The sequence below is a fragment of the Verrucomicrobium spinosum DSM 4136 = JCM 18804 genome (genome assembly GCF_000172155.1).
In the GTDB taxonomy this organism is placed as follows: domain Bacteria; phylum Verrucomicrobiota; class Verrucomicrobiia; order Verrucomicrobiales; family Verrucomicrobiaceae; genus Verrucomicrobium; species Verrucomicrobium spinosum.
On the sequence record NZ_ABIZ01000001.1, the window covers coordinates 450,760 to 468,200 of the forward strand.

A 17,441-nucleotide genomic window follows, 5' to 3' on the forward strand; every position below is an offset into this window, starting at 1 on the left:
GCGTAATGCACATCAAGTGCGGTGAGAACGTGAACCAAGGTTTCACGTTCTCACCCGAAAAGTTAAACGCTATGCAACACCATGGGTGCTTGCGTTGGCTCAGCGGCAGCCTTTTTAATGATTTGTGCAAGAAGTCTTAATGTTTCTCTGCTGAAGCCATGATCCTTCCGTAGCAATAGAGCCTTCCTTAGGTCAAAGGATGAGCCCTCTACATCATTATTGGTGTGTACCACTGCAATTGGATTCTTGGCATCTGAGCTGACTTCCGCCGCCGTCACGAAATCTCCAGTGGTACTGCGGAGATTCAGCTCGCGGAGATCAACCTTGAGTGAAGGAATCATATGAACAGTATATGGCATGCCTCATGCCGTGCAAACGCTAAACTTCTAGCCAAAGTAAAATAAAAAGAACCAGTGCACAACTCGATGCCAACTGCTGAGGCAGACAAATGAGCGAGGTTTTTTTAAAAGATTTGTCGATGTCATTGACATGAAGTCTAAATATTGGTAACGTTCTCAAAATTCCCTCTCTCTTATGCCTACGATGTACCGAGGTGAGCGCTTGAGCCGAGATGCCCCGACCCCTGAAGATCGGAAGCGGCACGGATTTCCCGCACATAGGGTTGCTGTAAGCCAAACTCCGGAGGACATGATTCGGCATATTATCGATGGGACTTTGGACTCACCTTTTATCTCTGTCAGCCGCAGCCGGATGGTTGCATCGCAGTATGCGACTGATCAGGGTGTGGTTTATGAGCTCGAACTGGATTCATCCGTCGTTTTGATCGATCCGGTGAAAGCCATCCGTGCATGGATGATTGAAAACGGCATCTGGAGTGGCGAAGGCTATTCGCGAGCGGCTGAAGCGATCCAGCTGGCCGAAAAAGATGAAGAACTTCTGGTGGCAGTGCACATCCCGGCGGAGGCGATCATCAGTTCTGATCTCACCGATGGTTTCAACAGTTAGGCTCAATTTCTATGGAACCCGTTATGACGCAGCAAAGCCTCAACACACTTCAGATGTTTCAGAATCTGAGTGCCGGGGAAAGGGAATGGACCTTGTTGTCCATTCTCACGGGTTTGGGAGCCGGTCGTGCTACGCTTGATGAGGTGACTCGCCTTTCAGCTGGTTGGGGTGCTGGAGGAGATCGAGGCAAGAAGGTGTTAATTCCCACTTATGAAAATGCAAAGGAGCGTCTCTTGGATGATGCTCTTCTTTCAACTTCGGAAAAAGCTCTGCTTGCGTCTTTTGCAATCACTGAACTGTACGAGGTGAAGTCATTCACCACACGGCAGGTGACGGAGTTTCTTCGAGATACTGGCAATGAAATTGGGAACGTGACCGCAGCGCTTAATGCTGCCTGTCAAAAGGGCTGGGCCCAGGTGGGTTCAAAGGCTGGAGAGAGCCAGCAGGCCCAGAAAAAGTATGAACTGACTGCACAGGGGCACTCAAAAATTCGCAATTTGCTGGAGACACCGGCTCAAGTACGCGAGGCCCCATCCAGCGCCAGCGCGTAGATTCGTGCATGGAACGAGGTGGTTGATTGTTGCTCGTATCGGCCCTGTTCCTATCCGGCTGGGTAAGGTGCCTACCGCCGCTCATGGGCGGGAAAATCTTGTCGGCTGTCGTGGCATGGGAGATGATCGCTTTTTGCGCACGATCCTACCATGCCATCCGACGTTGCCCTCCAGACAGAGCCTGCTGCCCAGCTTGACCCGGTGCTGGCTGGGCTGCTCTTCCAACAGCATCCCGATGCGGTGCTGCTCGTGGACTTGAGCGGCCGCCTCCTGGAGGTGAACGACGCTGCGTGCCGGCTCGCGGGATGGTCGCGGGCGGAGATGCTGGCAATGCGCCCCTGGCAGATGCTTCTGGCCACCTCACCGCTGGAGGTGCGGGAGTGGCTGCGCAGCCGCTCGCGTGATGCCGCAGAGACCTTCATCCTCACCCTCGCGCACCGCCTGGGCCACGTGATTCGGGTGGAGGCCCGCGTGCGACGCGTGGCCAGCCCTGATCGGGGAGACTGCCTCATTGTCTCTTGTCGTGAGCTCCCGGCACCGGGTAGCTCCACCGGGCCTTCGGCGGCTTTGCCGCCCAGCCAGTTCGCACATCTTCAGCAACAGCTCGTGCAGTTGCGCCAGCACAACAAGTCCCTCATCGAGGCGGAGGAGCGCTTGCGCCTGGCCATGGAGCTGGGCGGGTTGGGGTTGTGGATCTGGCAGGCCACTCCAGACTCCAACCCGGGCCACTGGTCGGACAGGTTGAAGGAAATATTCGGCGTGCCGCTGGATGCGGAGGTGACGCATGACATGTTCCTCACCGCCGTGCATCCGGCGGACCGGGAGAAGGTGGACGCCGCGGTGAAAGGGGCTCTGACGGGCCAGGACGGCGGAAGGTATGCCCTGGAGTACCGCACGCTGCGGCCGGAGGCAACCGGGGGGCGATGGGTGCTGGCACGCGGGCAGGCCTTTTTTGATGAAACGGGGGCACCTGTGCGTTTCATCGGATCGGTGCTGGACATCACCGAGAGGAAGAGGGCGGAGGAGGCGCTCGCACAGCTCAACGACGGCCTGGGACAGCGGATCGAGGAACGTACCGCCGAGCTGAAGGAGGCGAACCGGGCCCTGACCCGCGAGATTGAAGAGCGCCGGAGGGCGGAGGAGACGCTCCGGCGGAACAAGGACAACCTGCGCATGGTCATCGACACCATCCCGGGCCTGGTGTGGAGCTCCCTGCCTGATGGGAGCATCGACTATCTCAACAAACGCTGGCTGGACTACACTGGCCTGACGCTGGATCAGGCGTCGGGATGGGGCTGGCAGACGGCGACTCATCCCGACGATCTCGACCGGTTGGTCGCGTATTGGAGGTCCATCCTCGCGGAGGGGGTGGCGGGCGATATTGAGGCGCGACTCCGGCATCACAGCGGGGCGTATCGGTGGTTTATCTTCCGTGGCGTGCCGCTGTACGACGCGGAGGGGCGCGTGGTGAAGTGGTATGGGACGAACACGGATGTGGAAGAGCGCCGCAAGTCAGAGCACCTGGCGCGCGGCCAGATCAGCGCGCTCACCCAGACGCTGTCCGCCGTTTCCCGTGAGGCCAATCCCGACCGGCTTCTGGCGCATGTGCTTTGCGTGATTACCTCGACCCTGAAGGCTCACAGTCTGGGGGTCTGGCAGAAGAATGACGAAACCGCCGCGGTGAAGATGGTGGCCAGTTGGGAGGGCGGAGAGCTGCATCTCACCACGGTGGACGAATCGGAGCCGCAATCCATCGACAAGGAGGATGAGGTGCCGCATCCCATCTGGGCGGACTTCTTTGCCTCTGGCAAGTACTGTGTGGCAGGTGACTGGAATGGCGGAAACATCCGCGTGCAAATGCTGGATGGCAGCGACGGACCTTGGTACCCCTGGCGCGCTGGCGAGGTGGAAAACCCGAACGTCCCCATTGTGGTCCAGAGACTCCTGGACCAGGGGGTGCAATCCACCCTCGTGGTGCCCATGCTGCTGGCCGGCCGGGTTACTGGATTTCTCAGCATCCGGTTCACGCGTCCGCCTCACTTTCAGACGGAGGAGATCGAGCTGGCCCAGGCGCTGGCGCATCAGGTGATACTTGCGCTGCAGCTCATCCGCCTGACGCAGGAGGGGCATCGTCTCGCGGTGCTGGCCGAGCGCAACCGGATGGCGCGGGAGTTGCATGACACCCTCGCCCAGGGGATCACGGCCGTCATCATGCAGCTGGAACTGGCGGAGGACGCTTCTGCGCGCGGGTTGGTGGAAGCGGTGGACCCGCATGTGAAGCGCGCCCGGGACCTGGCCCGGCAGACATTGCGGGAGGCTCGACGGTCGGTGCGGGCCATGCGACCGCAGGCGCTGAAGGCCCAGGATCTGCCCCAGGCGCTGGGCGCACTCTTCAAGCAGATGACGGAAGGCTCCGGCATGCAGGCGGAGGTGATCCTGCGTGGCATTCCCTGCCACATCCCCACACGGTGCGAGGAAAATATTCTACGGATCGGGCAGGAGGTGCTGACCAACGCCCTCCGGCACGCTGGGGCGAGCCGGTTCACAGGGAGGCTCATCTTTGCTCCCACGGCCATTCTTCTGCATCTTCATGACAACGGTCGCGGATTCGATCCCCAGGGGCAGCATGATGGCTTTGGCCTGACGGGCATCCGGGAGCGGGTGGAGGGCATGGGGGGACGTCTCTGCTTGCGCAGCAGGCCGGGGCAGGGTACTTCCATCCGCATCCGCCTGGGGCGTCTCAAGGCGGAGAGCGGCAAGTTTGTATGAAACAACCTCCACCCGGCACCAGACCCGCCTCACTCATTCGCGTGCTGATTGCGGACGATCATGTCACGGTGCTGGAGGGGCTCAACGTCATCATCAACCGGAATGAAGACATGCAGGTGGTGGCCGCGGCAGCCGATGGCTCAAAGGCGGTCGCGCTCTGGCAGCAGCACCGGCCGGATGTGACTCTGGTGGACATCCGCATGCCCGGCCTGGACGGGGTGGCGGTGATCGAAGAAATCCGGCGGCTGGACAGCTCGGCCCGCGTGGTGGTGCTCACCACTTGTGACACCGACAATGAAATCTACCGCGCCGTCAAAGCCGGGGCCCGCGCCTATCTGCTGAAAGATGGGCCGCGGGAGGAGTTGGTGGATACCATCCGCCGCGTGCATCGTGGTGAGACCTGTCTGGCCCCGTCTCTGGTGGAGAAGCTGGCCGCGAGCGTGAGCAATGAGCCTCTCACCCGCCGGGAGCAGGAGGTGCTGGAACTGCTGGCCAGGGGACGGAGCAACAAGGAGATCGCCAGCACGTTGAGCATCAGCGAGCCCACCGTGAAGACCCATCTGCGCAGCCTCTTTGGCAAGCTGGACGTCCTGAGCCGCACGGAGGCGATCGCCGTGGCGAGCCGCAAGGGGCTGGTGAGGGTGTAGGCCGGTAAGAGGTGGGACTGAAGCGTCGCTGCGGGAGTAGTCCGACGGTTCCCGTCGGTGCGGGAGCGGAGGAATTCGTGGGTGAAGTCGATGGCGTTCTGACCAGTCACCAGGGTGCGTGCGGGCTCGTCCAACCTTGGGCGGTGCTACAGATCCCGTACTGGGATCAACTTCGGTCTGAGTCAGGCACATCAAGGTGCCATTCCAGCCTGCTTCCTCGTGTCGGCAGCAGGGCGTCTAGGTAAGCACTGTCCGAAAAAGGTCCGCGCCGGGGTTGGAGTTCCGTCCCGCATGCGGGACCAATGCCATCAGGGAAAAGCTGGTGAGGTCGATGATTCGCCTTTGGCGAACGAGCTGAGGGCTGAAAGCCCGGCATGATAGCAGCCTTGGGCAACGCCCAAGGTTGGCGTTGGTTTTAGAGGTTGAGGGCTGTAGGCCCGGGGTCATTCAGGGATGCTCGTCGTGGGCAGGATGGATGAGGCCGGGCCTTCAGCCCTCCGATTCTCTTTCAACCCCTAACCTGGGGCGCTGCCCCAGGCTGGTATGACACCGGACCGTTGGTCCTCAGTTTCATCATGCAACGGCGTTGATCGCTCTGCCCAACCTTTTCCCTGATGGCATTGGCCTTTAAGCGGAATCAGGAGACGCATGGTCCACGATGTCGCATGGGTGACCGCATCTGACCAACTGGCGACAAATGAATGTCATGGGACGCACGAGGGGTGATTCCGCTTAAAAGCGGTACTCCAACCCTGCTGTAGAACGGAAGTGATGAGTTTGACTGGGCCATTCGGGGAGGTGCCGGATGAATAGCCGCAATCGCCCGTCTCCTCGCGATGGTCGTCGGTCTGAGGCGGGCACCTCACGGTGGTTTCTTGGCGGCCACCCCAAAATGCGTACGGTTGGTCAGTTCTCCCCTGGAGTTTGAAGTTTGGATTTTGATCATTGGATTTTGCTCCCCCCCCTCCCTCATCCAAAAGGATGAGTCACCCCCCGTCCTCCTGTCGCTCGCAAAGATCATCCCCATGCCATCTGGTCAAAAAGCGACCGGGGTGAGATGATCGCTGAGTTCCCCTGACCGGGGAAGAGGCTAGACCCGACAATCTAAGACGAGGTGGATGGCGCAGACCTGAGCCAGGTCCCGGCAGGCTCATCCACCGCCGTCAAGGACGGTCTAGGAAACATCCCACACGCCATGAGCCCCTACCACAAACTCTACACGCCCGAGGACAGCGCGGTTGTCTTCATCGACCACCAGCCGCAGATGACCTTTGGCGTCGCCAACATCGACCGCGCTACCTTGATCAACAACGTGACGCTCCTGGCCAAGGTGGCCAAGGAGTTCAACATCCCCGCCGTGCTCACCGCGGTGGAGACGGAATCCTTCAGCGGCTACATTTGGCCGCAACTCCTGGATGTGTTCCCCGGCCAGCCTGTGGTGGAACGCACCTCCATGAACTCCTGGGATGATGCCGGCTTCCGTGCCGCCATTGAGGCCACCGGGAAGAAGAACATCCTCATGACCGGTCTCTGGACGGAGGTCTGCGTGACCTGGCCCACCATCGAGATGCTGGGCGCAGGGTATAACATCTACGTCGTGGAGGACTGCTGCGGCGCCACCTCCCAGGCGGCGCATGAGGCGGCCCTCTCCCGCATGGTCCAGGCCGGTGCAGTGCGCGTGACCACCATCCCCGCCCTGCTCGAGTGGCAGCGCGACTGGGCGAAGCGTGAGCACTACAACAACCTCATGGGCCTCATCAAGGGCCAGGGTGGTGCGTACGGCGTGGGCGTGGAGTACGCCTACACCATGGTGCACAAGGCTCCGCAGTCGGCCATCAAGCCGCAGGTGGTGCCCGCCTCCGCGCATCATTGATCGATTCCTTCAATTACTCACCCCTAACCTGAGAGCTTCAGGACTATGGACGACGCCGTGCATGTCGCCATCACCCGCCGGGTCCGGCCGGAACACGTCGGCGCTTTTGAAAAGGCGCTGACGGAGTTTGCCCGTGACTCGCTCCATGCCCCGGGCACCCGGGGCGTGCAGTTCCTCTATCCGGCTCCGGGTTCAGGGTCCAACGAGTACGGCATCTTGCGCACCTTCTCCAGTCAGGAGGCCCGGCAGGCGTTTTACTCGTCACCCCTTTATCTCAACTGGCAGGAGAGCGTGAGACCGCTGGTGGAGGGCGAGGCCGAGTGCCGGGATCTCCATGGCCTGGAGGCGTGGTTCAGGGATCCCTCCGGCCGACCCCCTCCGCCCAAGTGGAAGATGGCCCTGCTCACCTGGGTGGCGGTCTGGCCGGTGAGCATGATCGTGCCCCGTCTTCTTGTGCCCCTGCTGGGCAGTTTTCTGCCAAAGCTCCTGCTGGCCGGGGTGGTCGCCGCCGGCATCACCGCCACCCTCGCGTGGGTGGCCATGCCCCTGCTGGTGAAGCTGGCCCATGGCTGGCTCCATCGGCCCGGGCGGCATTGAAAACGTCTTTTTCATTTCCCACACCCCCAAACTCTTTCTGCCATGAGCGCTTCACCGGCACCGGATCTGATCCTCATCAACGGCCGCATCACCACCCTGGAGTCCTCTCATCCGGAGGCAAGGGAGCTGGTCATCAAAGACGGCCGCATCGTCGGCGTGGACAATGCCCGTGACTTCGCGGCAGGTCCTGAGACCCGGGTCATCGACCTCCAGGGACGCCGGGTCATCCCGGGGCTGAACGACTCCCACCTGCACGTCATCCGCGGTGGGTTGAACTACAACATGGAGCTGCGCTGGGACGGCGTGCCCTCCCTGGCAGACGGGCTGCGCATGCTGAAGGCCCAGGCGGCCCGCACGCCACCCGGCCAGTGGGTGCGCATCGTCGGCGGCTGGAGCGAGTTTCAGTTCGCGGAAAAACGCATGCCCACGCTGGAGGAGGTGAATGCCGCCGCACCGGACACGCCCGTGTTCATCCTTCATCTGTACTGCCGCGCCTTGCTGAACAAAGCGGCGCTGCGTGCCTGCGGCTACACCCGGGACACGCCCAACCCTCCGGGCGGGGAGATCCAGCGGGATGCGGATGGCAACCCCACGGGGCTGCTCATTGCCCGGCCCAATGCGACGATTCTCTATTCCACCCTGGCAAAGGGGCCCAAGCTGCCGCCCGAACACCAGATCAACTCCACCCGCCACTTCATGCGGGAGCTCAACCGGCTCGGCCTGACCAGCATCATTGACGCTGGCGGCGGATTTCAGAATTATCCGGAGGACTACGCCGTCATTGATGAACTCCACAAGCGGGGTGAGCTGACTCTGCGCGTGGCATACAACCTCTTCACTCAGAAACCCAAGGAGGAGAAAGCGGACTTCGCCCGGTGGATCAAGATGACCGGCCCCGGCGTGGGGGATGACTACTACCGCTGCAACGGAGCGGGGGAGATGCTGGTGTTCTCCGCGGCCGACTTCGAGGATTTCCTGGAACCGCGTCCCGATCTGGCCCCCACCCTGGAGGCGGAGCTCAAGGAGGTGGTCTCCCTGCTGGCGGCCAATCACTGGCCCTTCCGCCTGCATGCGACTTATGATGAGAGCATCTCCCGCTTCCTGAATGTGTTTGAGGAGGTGAACCGCGAGATCCCCTTTGGGGACATCCACTGGTTCTTCGACCATTGCGAAACCATCTCTGACCGCAACCTGGAGCGGGTGAAGGCTCTTGGCGGCGGCGTGGCCATCCAGCACCGCATGGCCTATCAGGGCGAGTATTTCCTGGACCGCTACGGGAAGGCCGCGGCAGAGCGCACCCCGCCGGTGCGTCGCATGCTGGAGATGGGCCTGCCCGTCGGTGCTGGTACGGATGCCACGCGGGTGGCCAGCTACAATCCCTGGGTGTCTCTCTACTGGCTCACCACCGGGCGCACCGTGGGCGGCACGTCCCTGTATCCAGAGAAGAACTGCCTGACACGGGAGGAGGCCCTGCGTCTCTACACGCAGGGCAGTTCCTGGTTCTCCACAGAGGTGGGGAAGAAGGGCGCGCTCAGAACCGGGCAGCTTGCGGATCTGGTGGTGCTTACGGAGGATTATTTCAACGTACCGGATGAGGCCATCAAGGGCATCGAGTCCGTGCTCACGGTCGTGGGTGGAAGGGTGGTGCATGCCCGGGATGAGTTCAGCCCACATGCACCCGGGCCTCTGCCTGTGCTGCCGGAGTGGTCACCCATCAGCGTCTTCGGAGGCTATGGTGCTCCGCTGGATGTGAAGAAGGCGGCGCGCGCCGGGGTGCCGCTGCCGCTGGAGCATCCGGCCCGTACGGGTCGGGCGCAGGTGCGCTCGCTCAGCAGCGCTGCCGATGGCGGGAGCAATCCCTTTGGTTCCTTCTGGGGCTCGGGCTGTGATTGCTTTGCTTTCTAGCTCTCCACCGCGGGGCGTGTCCCATGTCGTTCAGCACCTCTCCCATTCTGATGGCCGTGATCTCGGTCGCTTGTTTGGGAAGGGGGGCGGCAATCGCAGCGGGTCCGCTGGAGGGCTGGACGGGTTCGATCTCGGGGCATGCCCGGACCATGCAGGAGACCTACCGGGGCCCCGACCTCGGGCTCGGTCCGGTCAAGGACGACGCGTGGGTTCATCAGCGGGTGCAGGTGCTGCTCACCGCGGACTATGAGGAGACCTTCCGGCTGGCCTCAGAATTCACCTGGGGGCGAATGTGGGGCAAGGATTCACCGCTTGCTCCCCCGGACCAGGACGAGGTGGATTTCCTCCAGCTCTATGCGCAGTATCGGCTGCCTCTGGCAGAGACGTATTCTCTGACCTTCAAGGCGGGGCGGCAGACCCTCTACTACGGCTCTGGCAGGCTTCTGGCAGCGCGGGAAGGGGCCAACCAGCGTCTGGCGCATGACGCACTGCTTCTTTCCTGGAAGCAGGGTGATGCCGTTCAGGTGGATGCCTTCATGGCCTCGCCAGTCGAGATCGAGGACGGCGCTTTTGACAACACCTCGCATCCGGAACGGGTTCGGTTCTGGAGTGTGTATGGCGTGTTTCCTTCCCCCCTGGGGGAGGGGCATGCGGTGGACCTGTATTACATCGGGCTTCACGATGAGGATTCTGTTTTCCTTGAACCCAATGGCGAAGGCGGGCGTGAGCTGCGCCACACCGTGGGCACACGCTGGTGGAACAAGACCCGCCCCGTGATCTACAACACGGAGCTCATCTTCCAGTTCGGCCGGGCGGGGGACCGGGACATTGTGGCCGGTGCCGGCAGCCTCGGCCTTGGGTATGAATTTGCCCAGACTCCCTGGCAACCCACCCTCATGTTGCGGGCCGACCTCATTTCCGGCGGCGGTCCGGAAGGGGATCTGCACACGTTCCACCCGCTCTTTCAGGCCAACAACTATTTCAATGAAGGCGGCTTTCTCTCGCCTTCCAATCTGTACAACCTCAACCCGGTGCTGAGCTTCAAGCCGCACTCGAAACTGGAGGCGTCCGTGGGAGTGAACTTCCTCTGGCGCTTCAGTGCGGAGGACGATGTCTATGCCCCGCCTCTGCAACGGCTCGCTGGTCCGGCCCCTGAGGGAGAACGCTATCTCGGCACCGCCTTCAATGCCGCACTGACCTGGAAACTGACGGAGAAGACCGAGCTCTTCCTGGGCTACACCCACCACGAAGCCGGGGACTCTCTGACGTCAGTCGGGGCGGGGAATGAAGACTACTTTCAGGCGAGTTTCCGGGTGGAGTTTTAGACAGAATTAACAGAATTAACGGAATTGGGTTTAGGGCCGATGGATGAGGACTTCGTGTTTCAGAAGGTCCCTGCAGTCTGCTTGCCCCGTTGCAGAAGCAGGCTTCAAGCTGGGCTCGACAAAGCGCATGCGCGCCTGAAAAAGGTACTGCCCATTAACCTGACGCGCATGCGCCGAAGCGGAATCCCAATTCTGAAAATTCCGTTAATTCTGTCTAAAAAATCCGTCTCTGTGCCCTCTGCGCCTCTGTGGTTCTTTCCTCATTCCCTCCCACCCCTGACTCCCTCCTCCACTACTTCCGCTCAGAGAACTCCACGCCCAGTTCATTCTCCAGTCGCGTGATCGCGGACTTCTCCTTGGGTTCGATGAAAGCGAGCGACAGCCCCTTGCGTCCCGCCCGGCCGGTGCGGCCGCTGCGGTGGGTGTAGTATTCCGTCTGCTCCGGGAGCTGGTGGTGGATGACGAAGGCGAGGCCCACCACGTCGATGCCGCGGGCGGACACGTCCGTGGTCACCAGGTACTGGAGGCGTTCTTTCTTGAAGGCGCGCATCACCTTGTCGCGCTCCAGCTGGGAGAGGTCGCCGTGGAGCACTCCCACGGAGAAGTTCCGGGTGCCGAGTTCCTTGGCCAGATTGATGGAGCCCGCGATGGTGCGGCAGAAGATGACGCCGCGGTCTTCCGAGCGGTCTTCGAGGAATTCTGAGATGCGATCCAGCTTCTCTGTGCGGTCACAGATGATGTAGCGGTGGGTGATGTCGCGGTTCACGACATGCGCCTTGTCGATCGTGATCCGGTGCGCCTCGGGCTCCATGTAGCCTTCGATCAGCTCCTGAATGCCCTCGGGGATGGTGGCGGAGAAAAGCCAGGTGTTCTTGCGGGACTTGGCGGTGAGCTGGAAGAACTGCTCGAGTTCCTTTTTGAAGCCCAGGCTCAGCATTTCATCGGCCTCATCCAGCACCAGATAGCGCACCTTGGAGAGGTTCAGCGCCTCCCGCTGGACGAGGTCCATAAGACGGCCGGGGGTGCCCACGACGATGTGCGTCGGGCGACGCAGCCGGGAAATCTGGAGGTCCATGTCGTCGCCGCCCGTGATCGTCTCCACGAAGATCTTGTCCGGCACATGCTTCGTGAACTTGAAGAGCTGCTTGCCGATCTGTTTGGCCAGTTCCCGGGTGGGGGCCACGATCAAGCCGTCAATCTGCCCGGCCTTCGCCTTGGCGGCGTGGGGGATGATCCGCTCCAGCATGGGCAGACCAAAGGCGGCCGTTTTCCCTGTGCCCGTCTGGGCCTGGGCGATCAAGTCCCCGCGGTGGGCCAAAACGTGCGGAATCGTTTGCTGCTGAATGGCCGTGGGCTTGGTGATGCCGAGCTCTTCGAGCCCCTGGACGAGTGCTTCGGAGATGCCGAGGTCTTGGAAAGTCTTCAAAATCAATGCGGAATGGAGAGTTCGGGGGGCGGAAATGCGGGATGACGGGGGTGTTCGGCAACCGGGGAGGGCAACATAGCCCGAAATGTGAAAGAGGCCAGTCCGGCTTCGCGGGAGACACCAGACGCCAGACATCAGACCTGAGGTCAGGAGCGCGATGGATGCGAGGGGGGAGGCGACTGAGCGGGGCTAGGAACCCCCGCCTCCTTTACCCAGGGACAAGTCACAAGGTGACATGGCCGCAGAGTAAAGGAGGCGGGGTCTCCGGCCCCGCGGGTGAGCGGAGCGGGGGCGATGTGCAAGAGGGTGTTGTGGATGCTGACCGTCTGTAGCGACCTCCTTGGCAAACGTCCGGGGCGGCCGCTTGCGCCATCTAATGTTACATTGCCTTGGTTGCCGAATCAGGGGCGGCGCGGTGGCAAGCGGGGCGCTTGCCCTACAGGGCGTCAGGGGAGAGATTGGGCGAGCAAGGGCCATGGGAGGTTCTGTTCCCGCCCCCGGATCCATCCACCCTGGGTTGTAGGGCGACCGCCTCGGTTGCCTCAGTCAAGGTGGCGCGTGGCAAGCGGGGCGCTTGCCCTACAGGGCGTCAGGGGAGAGATTGGGCGAGCAAGGGCCATGGGAGGTTCTGTTCTCGCCCCTGCATCCATCCACCCTGGGTTGTAGGGCGACCGCTCCGGTTGCCTCAGTCAGGGGCGGCGCGGTGGCAAGCGGGGCGCTTGCCCTACAGCGTCGATAACCGATTAAAATCGGAACAGTGATCCAGGGAAGTTGAGATGCCAGAGGCGACGTCGCTGGCATCCGCTCCGGGATGCAATACTGAATCTGATCTTCCGGAGGTATCAGTCGCTCCGCTCCTTCAACCGTCCGACTAATGGCTTTGATGCCCCCGGCATCGGGCAATCAGGGCTGGGACACCATCAGATCGTCAAAGTCGACAAGCCAACTTCCCGATGAGGGCGTCAGGGGAGAGATTGGGCGAGCAAGGGCCATGGGAGGTTCTGTTCACGCCCCCGCATCCATCCGCTCTGGGTTGTAGGGCGACCGCTCCGGTTGCCTCAGTCAGGGGTGGCGCGTGGCAAGCGGGGCGCTTGCCTTACAGGGAGTCAGGGGAGAGATTGGGCGAGCAAGGGCCATGGGAGGTTCTGTTCCCGCCCCTGCATCCAACCACCCTGGGATGTAGGGCGACCGCCTCGGTTGCCTCAGTCAGGGGCAGCAACTGATCAAGACCGAGCCCCCCCCGCCTCCCTTTCCTCTCTCAACTCACCAGGCGCGCCCAACGATGCGTGAGCTCAGGTCTTCTGTCTTGCGTCTTCCAGTCTTATGTCTCCCGCGCAGCGGGCAACGATCCTCGCCATGTTCCGCGCATCATCGATTCCACGATGATGCGTACCTTCCAGCTCCAGTCTCAGCATCCCCAGCGCCTGGCCCATGCCGGGGCGTTTCTTGAGCCCCCGGGCTTCGGCGAAGGCCTTTTTGAGGTTCAGATGCGCTTCAGAGAAGGGGTAGGGCAGATCATGAAAGGCGCAGTCCAGCTGGAACTGGCCCTTGTCGTAAGCACCCCAAGACGAAAACATGCAGTCTGGATAAGGCTCCAGCCAGGCCTTGAGCTTGGCCAGGGCTTCAGGAAACATCGGGGCCGCATCCACCTCGGCCTGGGTGATGGTGGTCAGTTTTGTGCAGAACGGCGTCAGCACCGGATGCCGCACCGGTTTGATGAAGGTGCCGAACTCCGACACCGTCTCCAGCGTTTTGCCGTCCAGCAGCACGGCCCCGATTTCGATGATTTCCATCTCATCCCGAGGCACCTTGCCGCGATCGCAGCAGGTGGCCTCGAGATCGATAATGAGGAGATGAGGAGATGGATTGCGAACCAGTGAACGCAGCGAGATCATGTAATGAACGGGGCGCGTTGGGAAGCCTCTCAATTGGCGAACTTGGATATCACTCCGCCAACGGAGACTGTGAGTAGCACCCACCCTAATAGCTGATGAAGATATCGGTATTGGAGTGCAATTTTTCTGTTCGCAGAGGGCATCCATTCATCAACCATCGGTATATTGTCGAATGGCAAGAATAAATAGACGCTGTACCAAAACGCACTGTACGATCCGCTTGAAGAATGCACTCGACTCATCGCGAGATTGAAGGGTTTCCCGCCAAAGACAAAATAACCGAAAACAACTAATCCAACCGAAATGAACAGAAGCCGCTGAGGACTGGTCATGTATCCTGAACTCAAGTCCAAGGCTGCATCCAAGCTTCGGCGCCAAAATCCATAACTTGCTCTTTCTCTGCGCTTGCTCTCTAAGTGGACACGCGTCGCTGCATCGGATCTACCCATCTCAGAGAGCCGGCGGGCTGCATTTTCGTACGCTGTGCTATCGTATGCGGCATTTTGGAGAAATTCTAGGTCAACCTCTCCTCCTTTTGAAAGTTGAGACGATTCGACTTGTTCCGCAACCAAGCGTTCACAATTGAACCCCCGCAGCGACAGTGCTCGCAATCCCCAAGTTGAAATTTTTGGAATGTGCAATTCATCGACTTGGACCCCGTCCATTGTTAAAGTTGCGCGGTTAGCCGATGCTCGCCGAAAGGTAAGAGTACCGTCCACTTTCGCGCGGAAAAGTGAAAGACGTGAGTCCTCAAGCATAGCAGAATCAAAAATGACATCGCCAGATGATGTCAAAGACACGAGGGAAATGTCCCCAAGCCACTTTGTTTGGCTAGCATCGATACCTTCTCTTGAGATGAGCCCTTCGGCATTCAATGCTTGTTTGACATGCCCTCTCGCTTTTAGGTTTGATTTGTTCAGGTCAATCTTGGAAACGTTCCCGTTGACGATGTTGACGGGTATTTCAAAACTACATTCTGAGGCGTTGAGCGTTCCTCCAATGCTGATGCGTTCCAAGTTAACCATGTTGCTAACTCCTGCCGCTGAGTCTGAACTCATAAAGCGAGCGCCAAAAAGGATAAGATCTCTCGTTATCTTGGCATCGTGTAGATAAAGTCCCTGCCGGAAGATTGTCCGATTGAATGGGCGGCCGTTGTCCGAAAGTGCATTCACATGAGCGGTTAACTCATTTGCTTGGATTGAACTCAGGTTAAGTTGACACTCGAAATCTGAACCGACTAACTCCACGTTGCTCTTAATTTCCATTCCGGAGCAATCAAAATTGCCGTCGGCAACCATAAATTTTGAGTTGCGTAGCAGTAATGCTCCACCGAGGACCATCTGCCTGAAGTCAGCAGTCTCCAGGACTATAGTGCTATCAATGATCGCCAAATTGTCTCCAACCGTCGCACGATGAAGTGTCCAATCCAGTCCTTCCAGTGAGCAGTCTGTAATGACTAAGCGTCCGTCTACCTTCAATCTGCTGAGATTGATCGAACCGAAAATGTCGCAATTTGAAATGGAGAATTTCCCGTTCCTAATGGCCGCATCATTGAAAGAGAGCCCTGTCGTTTTGGTTGTGTTGTTACATTTCGCATTTGCCAGCTCAAAATCGCCGTTGAGCGTTACTTGATTCATGGATAGACCGCCTGCGAACAAGACTGGAGGCATGAATGAAGGTGATGACGCTCTAAATCCACCAATTGATGAATTGTCAAAGCTAACAAAGTAATCCCGATTTGTAGAAGCGATAGAGTCGGCTTTTACAATTGACCTCACTTCTAAATGAGATGCATCAAACCGTCCAAAAAAGTGACTATTCTCGAGGTCGAATTCGCCCCCGATGGTAGATTGTCGAAATGAAACGGAACAGTCGGCACCACAAAATGTGCTCGATTTGAGTGACACGTCCGAACCTATGCTGGTCAAAAGAAAGTGGACGTTACCCGTGACGAGTGATTCGTTCAAAAGCACCTTTCCGCCGATGTAAGTGTTGATGCAAGACAAGCAGTGTTGATAGCTTTCGGAGTGATGATTTTTTTGACTTCGCCTATTAGGACTCCGAACCTCTAAATGGGACTTCAACGCCAGCAAACTCCCTCCAATTTTTGCGTTGACCAAAGTAATCGGGCAATTGAAACGGGAAAAGCCTGCAAGGAAGTCGCCTTCGACTATGGAGGATGTGAAATCGAATACACCTGATTCTGTAGATGCCCATATTTGCTCGAATCCAAGAGGGCCCTTAATCTTTGTGTTGGTGAAGTCTGCGCCTCTTCTGAACTTGCACTCGCCGAAATCAAGAGCCCCGCCGACTGACATTTGAGCGCCATTGAAAGGAACATCGGACGGTCCGAATGTACAGCCTCTGAACGAGGCATTTAATCCGCAAGACGTCAATGCATAGCTTACTATTCCTCTGTATGTTGCCGAGCCTGAATTGATGCTGCCCATAACGCTGAGACTCATTAATGCTGCATCAGAATTGAATTGGGATGTGGCAAGTATGAGGTCCCCCGCTATGCGAGTTGTATTTATCGAAAAATGCGCATCAAATTTGCAGCCATGGAGGTCAACAATGCCTCCGACATTCATTCCGCTAAAATCAGCAATTCCAGACTTATCCGCGAAATGGGATTGTGAGCCGAGGAAGTTATTGAGTATTTTTGTGTTACGAAAATAGGCGTGCTTCGAAAATTGAGATTTTTCTATAGATAGGGAGCTGCCGATGGAGGATTTCGAGCTGGAAAAATGATTGTAAAACCGATTGTTCGTGAGGGAGGCGGTCCCTTCGATAGCTGCCTCCTCCATAGTAAAACTCTGAGAAAATTTGCAGTCAGATATTTGAAGGTATCCATTGATTCGAATATTGTTCAAATCGACAAAAACCTCAGACGAAGGTGCGACGGTGCAATTTTGAAGTACCAGTCCTTTCGATTCCAAAAAACTGAGATCAAGTTCTCGCAATTGACACTTGGAAGCGACAAATAGGCCATCTACTTTGGCGCCGAATGCGCTGATGGATAGGCCTTTGCAGGAATCAAAAAATAGTCCATTTGAGGCTATTGTATTATTTAGGTGCAAAGTCTGGTCGAATTCGCAGGAAGTGAATCTGAGCAGAGTGGAAATTTTGATGCTCGATAGATTAAGCGCACCTTGAATGTGAGCGCCTCTTATATCAATCCCTCCACTCGATGGGATTTCACTTGTTAGCAGTACGTCGCGGAGCTCAGCGGCGGAAACGACATTACCTTTGGGGAATAGTTCCTTATTTGAAAAATCGACTACAAATCCAGATTTCGTGAGAAGTTTGAATTTTCGCGCAGTGCTTGGAGCGAAAAGCCCCGCCACTAACTTCTTTGAAGTTGTAGTCTCGTCTAGATGATCTTCCCCTCGTGCCTCAACACGAAAGCTAATCAGGAAAATCGCAAAAAGGATGGCGAGACGTTTCAATTTTCTGCTCATGATTGAAGTTCCACCAAGGCCAACAC

The 17,441-nt window shown here is 58.6% G+C and carries 12 protein-coding genes; 8 read left to right on the forward strand and 4 right to left on the reverse strand.

Annotation, left to right across the window (positions count from 1 at the left end; translation table 11 throughout):
* Positions 1-62: 62 nt before the first annotated feature.
* Positions 63-341 (reverse strand): hypothetical protein, encoded by a 279-nt coding sequence (locus VSP_RS01700; RefSeq protein WP_029190095.1) that lies wholly within the window; start codon positions 339-341, stop codon positions 63-65.
* 307 nt (positions 342-648) lie between these two features.
* Between VSP_RS01700 and VSP_RS01705 the strand changes: the two genes are divergently transcribed.
* From VSP_RS01705 to VSP_RS01745, 8 genes are all read left to right on the forward strand, one after another.
* A complete protein-coding gene (locus tag VSP_RS01705; protein ID WP_156345931.1) occupies positions 649-966 on the forward strand; it encodes a DUF7587 domain-containing protein in 318 nt (105 codons plus the stop codon).
* A 23-nt stretch (positions 967-989) separates the two neighbouring features.
* Complete coding sequence (locus VSP_RS01710) at positions 990-1,517, forward strand: hypothetical protein (RefSeq protein ID WP_009958305.1); 528 nt, start codon at positions 990-992, stop codon at positions 1,515-1,517.
* Positions 1,518-1,667: 150 nt separating this feature from the next.
* Positions 1,668-4,286, forward strand: a complete 2,619-nt coding sequence (locus tag VSP_RS01715; RefSeq protein ID WP_009958306.1) for a sensor histidine kinase — start codon at positions 1,668-1,670, stop codon at positions 4,284-4,286.
* Positions 4,283-4,933, forward strand: coding sequence for a response regulator (locus VSP_RS01720; protein ID WP_009958307.1), 651 nt, complete (start codon positions 4,283-4,285; stop codon positions 4,931-4,933). The genes VSP_RS01715 and VSP_RS01720 overlap by 4 nt, the downstream gene beginning before the upstream one ends.
* Before the next feature lie 1,195 nt (positions 4,934-6,128).
* Positions 6,129-6,806, forward strand: a complete 678-nt coding sequence (locus tag VSP_RS01730) for a hydrolase (RefSeq protein ID WP_029190096.1) — start codon at positions 6,129-6,131, stop codon at positions 6,804-6,806.
* Between the two features lie 45 nt (positions 6,807-6,851).
* A complete protein-coding gene (locus VSP_RS01735) occupies positions 6,852-7,403 on the forward strand; it encodes an antibiotic biosynthesis monooxygenase (protein ID WP_009958312.1) in 552 nt (183 codons plus the stop codon).
* A 42-nt stretch (positions 7,404-7,445) separates the two neighbouring features.
* Positions 7,446-9,308 (forward strand): amidohydrolase, encoded by a 1,863-nt coding sequence (locus tag VSP_RS01740; RefSeq protein ID WP_009958313.1) that lies wholly within the window; start codon positions 7,446-7,448, stop codon positions 9,306-9,308.
* Positions 9,309-9,331: 23 nt separating this feature from the next.
* Positions 9,332-10,633, forward strand: coding sequence for an alginate export family protein (locus VSP_RS01745; protein WP_009958314.1), 1,302 nt, complete (start codon positions 9,332-9,334; stop codon positions 10,631-10,633).
* Positions 10,634-10,925: 292 nt separating this feature from the next.
* Here VSP_RS01745 and VSP_RS01750 read toward each other — a convergent pair whose 3' ends face one another.
* The 3 genes from VSP_RS01750 to VSP_RS41840 all read right to left on the reverse strand — a co-directional run bounded on the left by VSP_RS01750 (position 10,926) and on the right by VSP_RS41840 (position 17,415).
* On the reverse strand, positions 10,926-12,059 hold the full coding sequence (locus VSP_RS01750; RefSeq protein ID WP_009958315.1) for a DEAD/DEAH box helicase: 1,134 nt from the start codon (positions 12,057-12,059) through the stop codon (positions 10,926-10,928).
* A gap of 1,292 nt (positions 12,060-13,351) precedes the next feature.
* On the reverse strand, positions 13,352-13,954 hold the full coding sequence (locus VSP_RS01755) for a 3'-5' exonuclease (RefSeq protein WP_009958316.1): 603 nt from the start codon (positions 13,952-13,954) through the stop codon (positions 13,352-13,354).
* 29 nt (positions 13,955-13,983) lie between these two features.
* Positions 13,984-17,415 (reverse strand): hypothetical protein, encoded by a 3,432-nt coding sequence (locus tag VSP_RS41840; protein WP_157210685.1) that lies wholly within the window; start codon positions 17,413-17,415, stop codon positions 13,984-13,986.
* Positions 17,416-17,441 lie beyond the last annotated feature (26 nt).

What these genes read in the sequence shown, in the direction of transcription:
- VSP_RS01700 (WP_029190095.1), bottom strand. Translation starts at nt 341, where the DNA reads ATGATTCCTTCACTCAAGGTTGATCTCCGCGAGCTGAATCTCCGCAGT.
- VSP_RS01720 (WP_009958307.1), top strand. Translation starts at nt 4,283, where the DNA reads ATGAAACAACCTCCACCCGGCACCAGACCCGCCTCACTCATTCGCGTG.
- VSP_RS41840 (WP_157210685.1), bottom strand. Translation starts at nt 17,415, where the DNA reads ATGAGCAGAAAATTGAAACGTCTCGCCATCCTTTTTGCGATTTTCCTG.
- VSP_RS01710 (WP_009958305.1), top strand. Translation starts at nt 990, where the DNA reads ATGACGCAGCAAAGCCTCAACACACTTCAGATGTTTCAGAATCTGAGT.
- VSP_RS01745 (WP_009958314.1), top strand. Translation starts at nt 9,332, where the DNA reads ATGTCGTTCAGCACCTCTCCCATTCTGATGGCCGTGATCTCGGTCGCT.
- VSP_RS01740 (WP_009958313.1), top strand. Translation starts at nt 7,446, where the DNA reads ATGAGCGCTTCACCGGCACCGGATCTGATCCTCATCAACGGCCGCATC.
- VSP_RS01730 (WP_029190096.1), top strand. Translation starts at nt 6,129, where the DNA reads ATGAGCCCCTACCACAAACTCTACACGCCCGAGGACAGCGCGGTTGTC.
- VSP_RS01755 (WP_009958316.1), bottom strand. Translation starts at nt 13,954, where the DNA reads ATGATCTCGCTGCGTTCACTGGTTCGCAATCCATCTCCTCATCTCCTC.
- VSP_RS01735 (WP_009958312.1), top strand. Translation starts at nt 6,852, where the DNA reads ATGGACGACGCCGTGCATGTCGCCATCACCCGCCGGGTCCGGCCGGAA.
- VSP_RS01715 (WP_009958306.1), top strand. Translation starts at nt 1,668, where the DNA reads ATGCCATCCGACGTTGCCCTCCAGACAGAGCCTGCTGCCCAGCTTGAC.
- VSP_RS01705 (WP_156345931.1), top strand. Translation starts at nt 649, where the DNA reads ATGATTCGGCATATTATCGATGGGACTTTGGACTCACCTTTTATCTCT.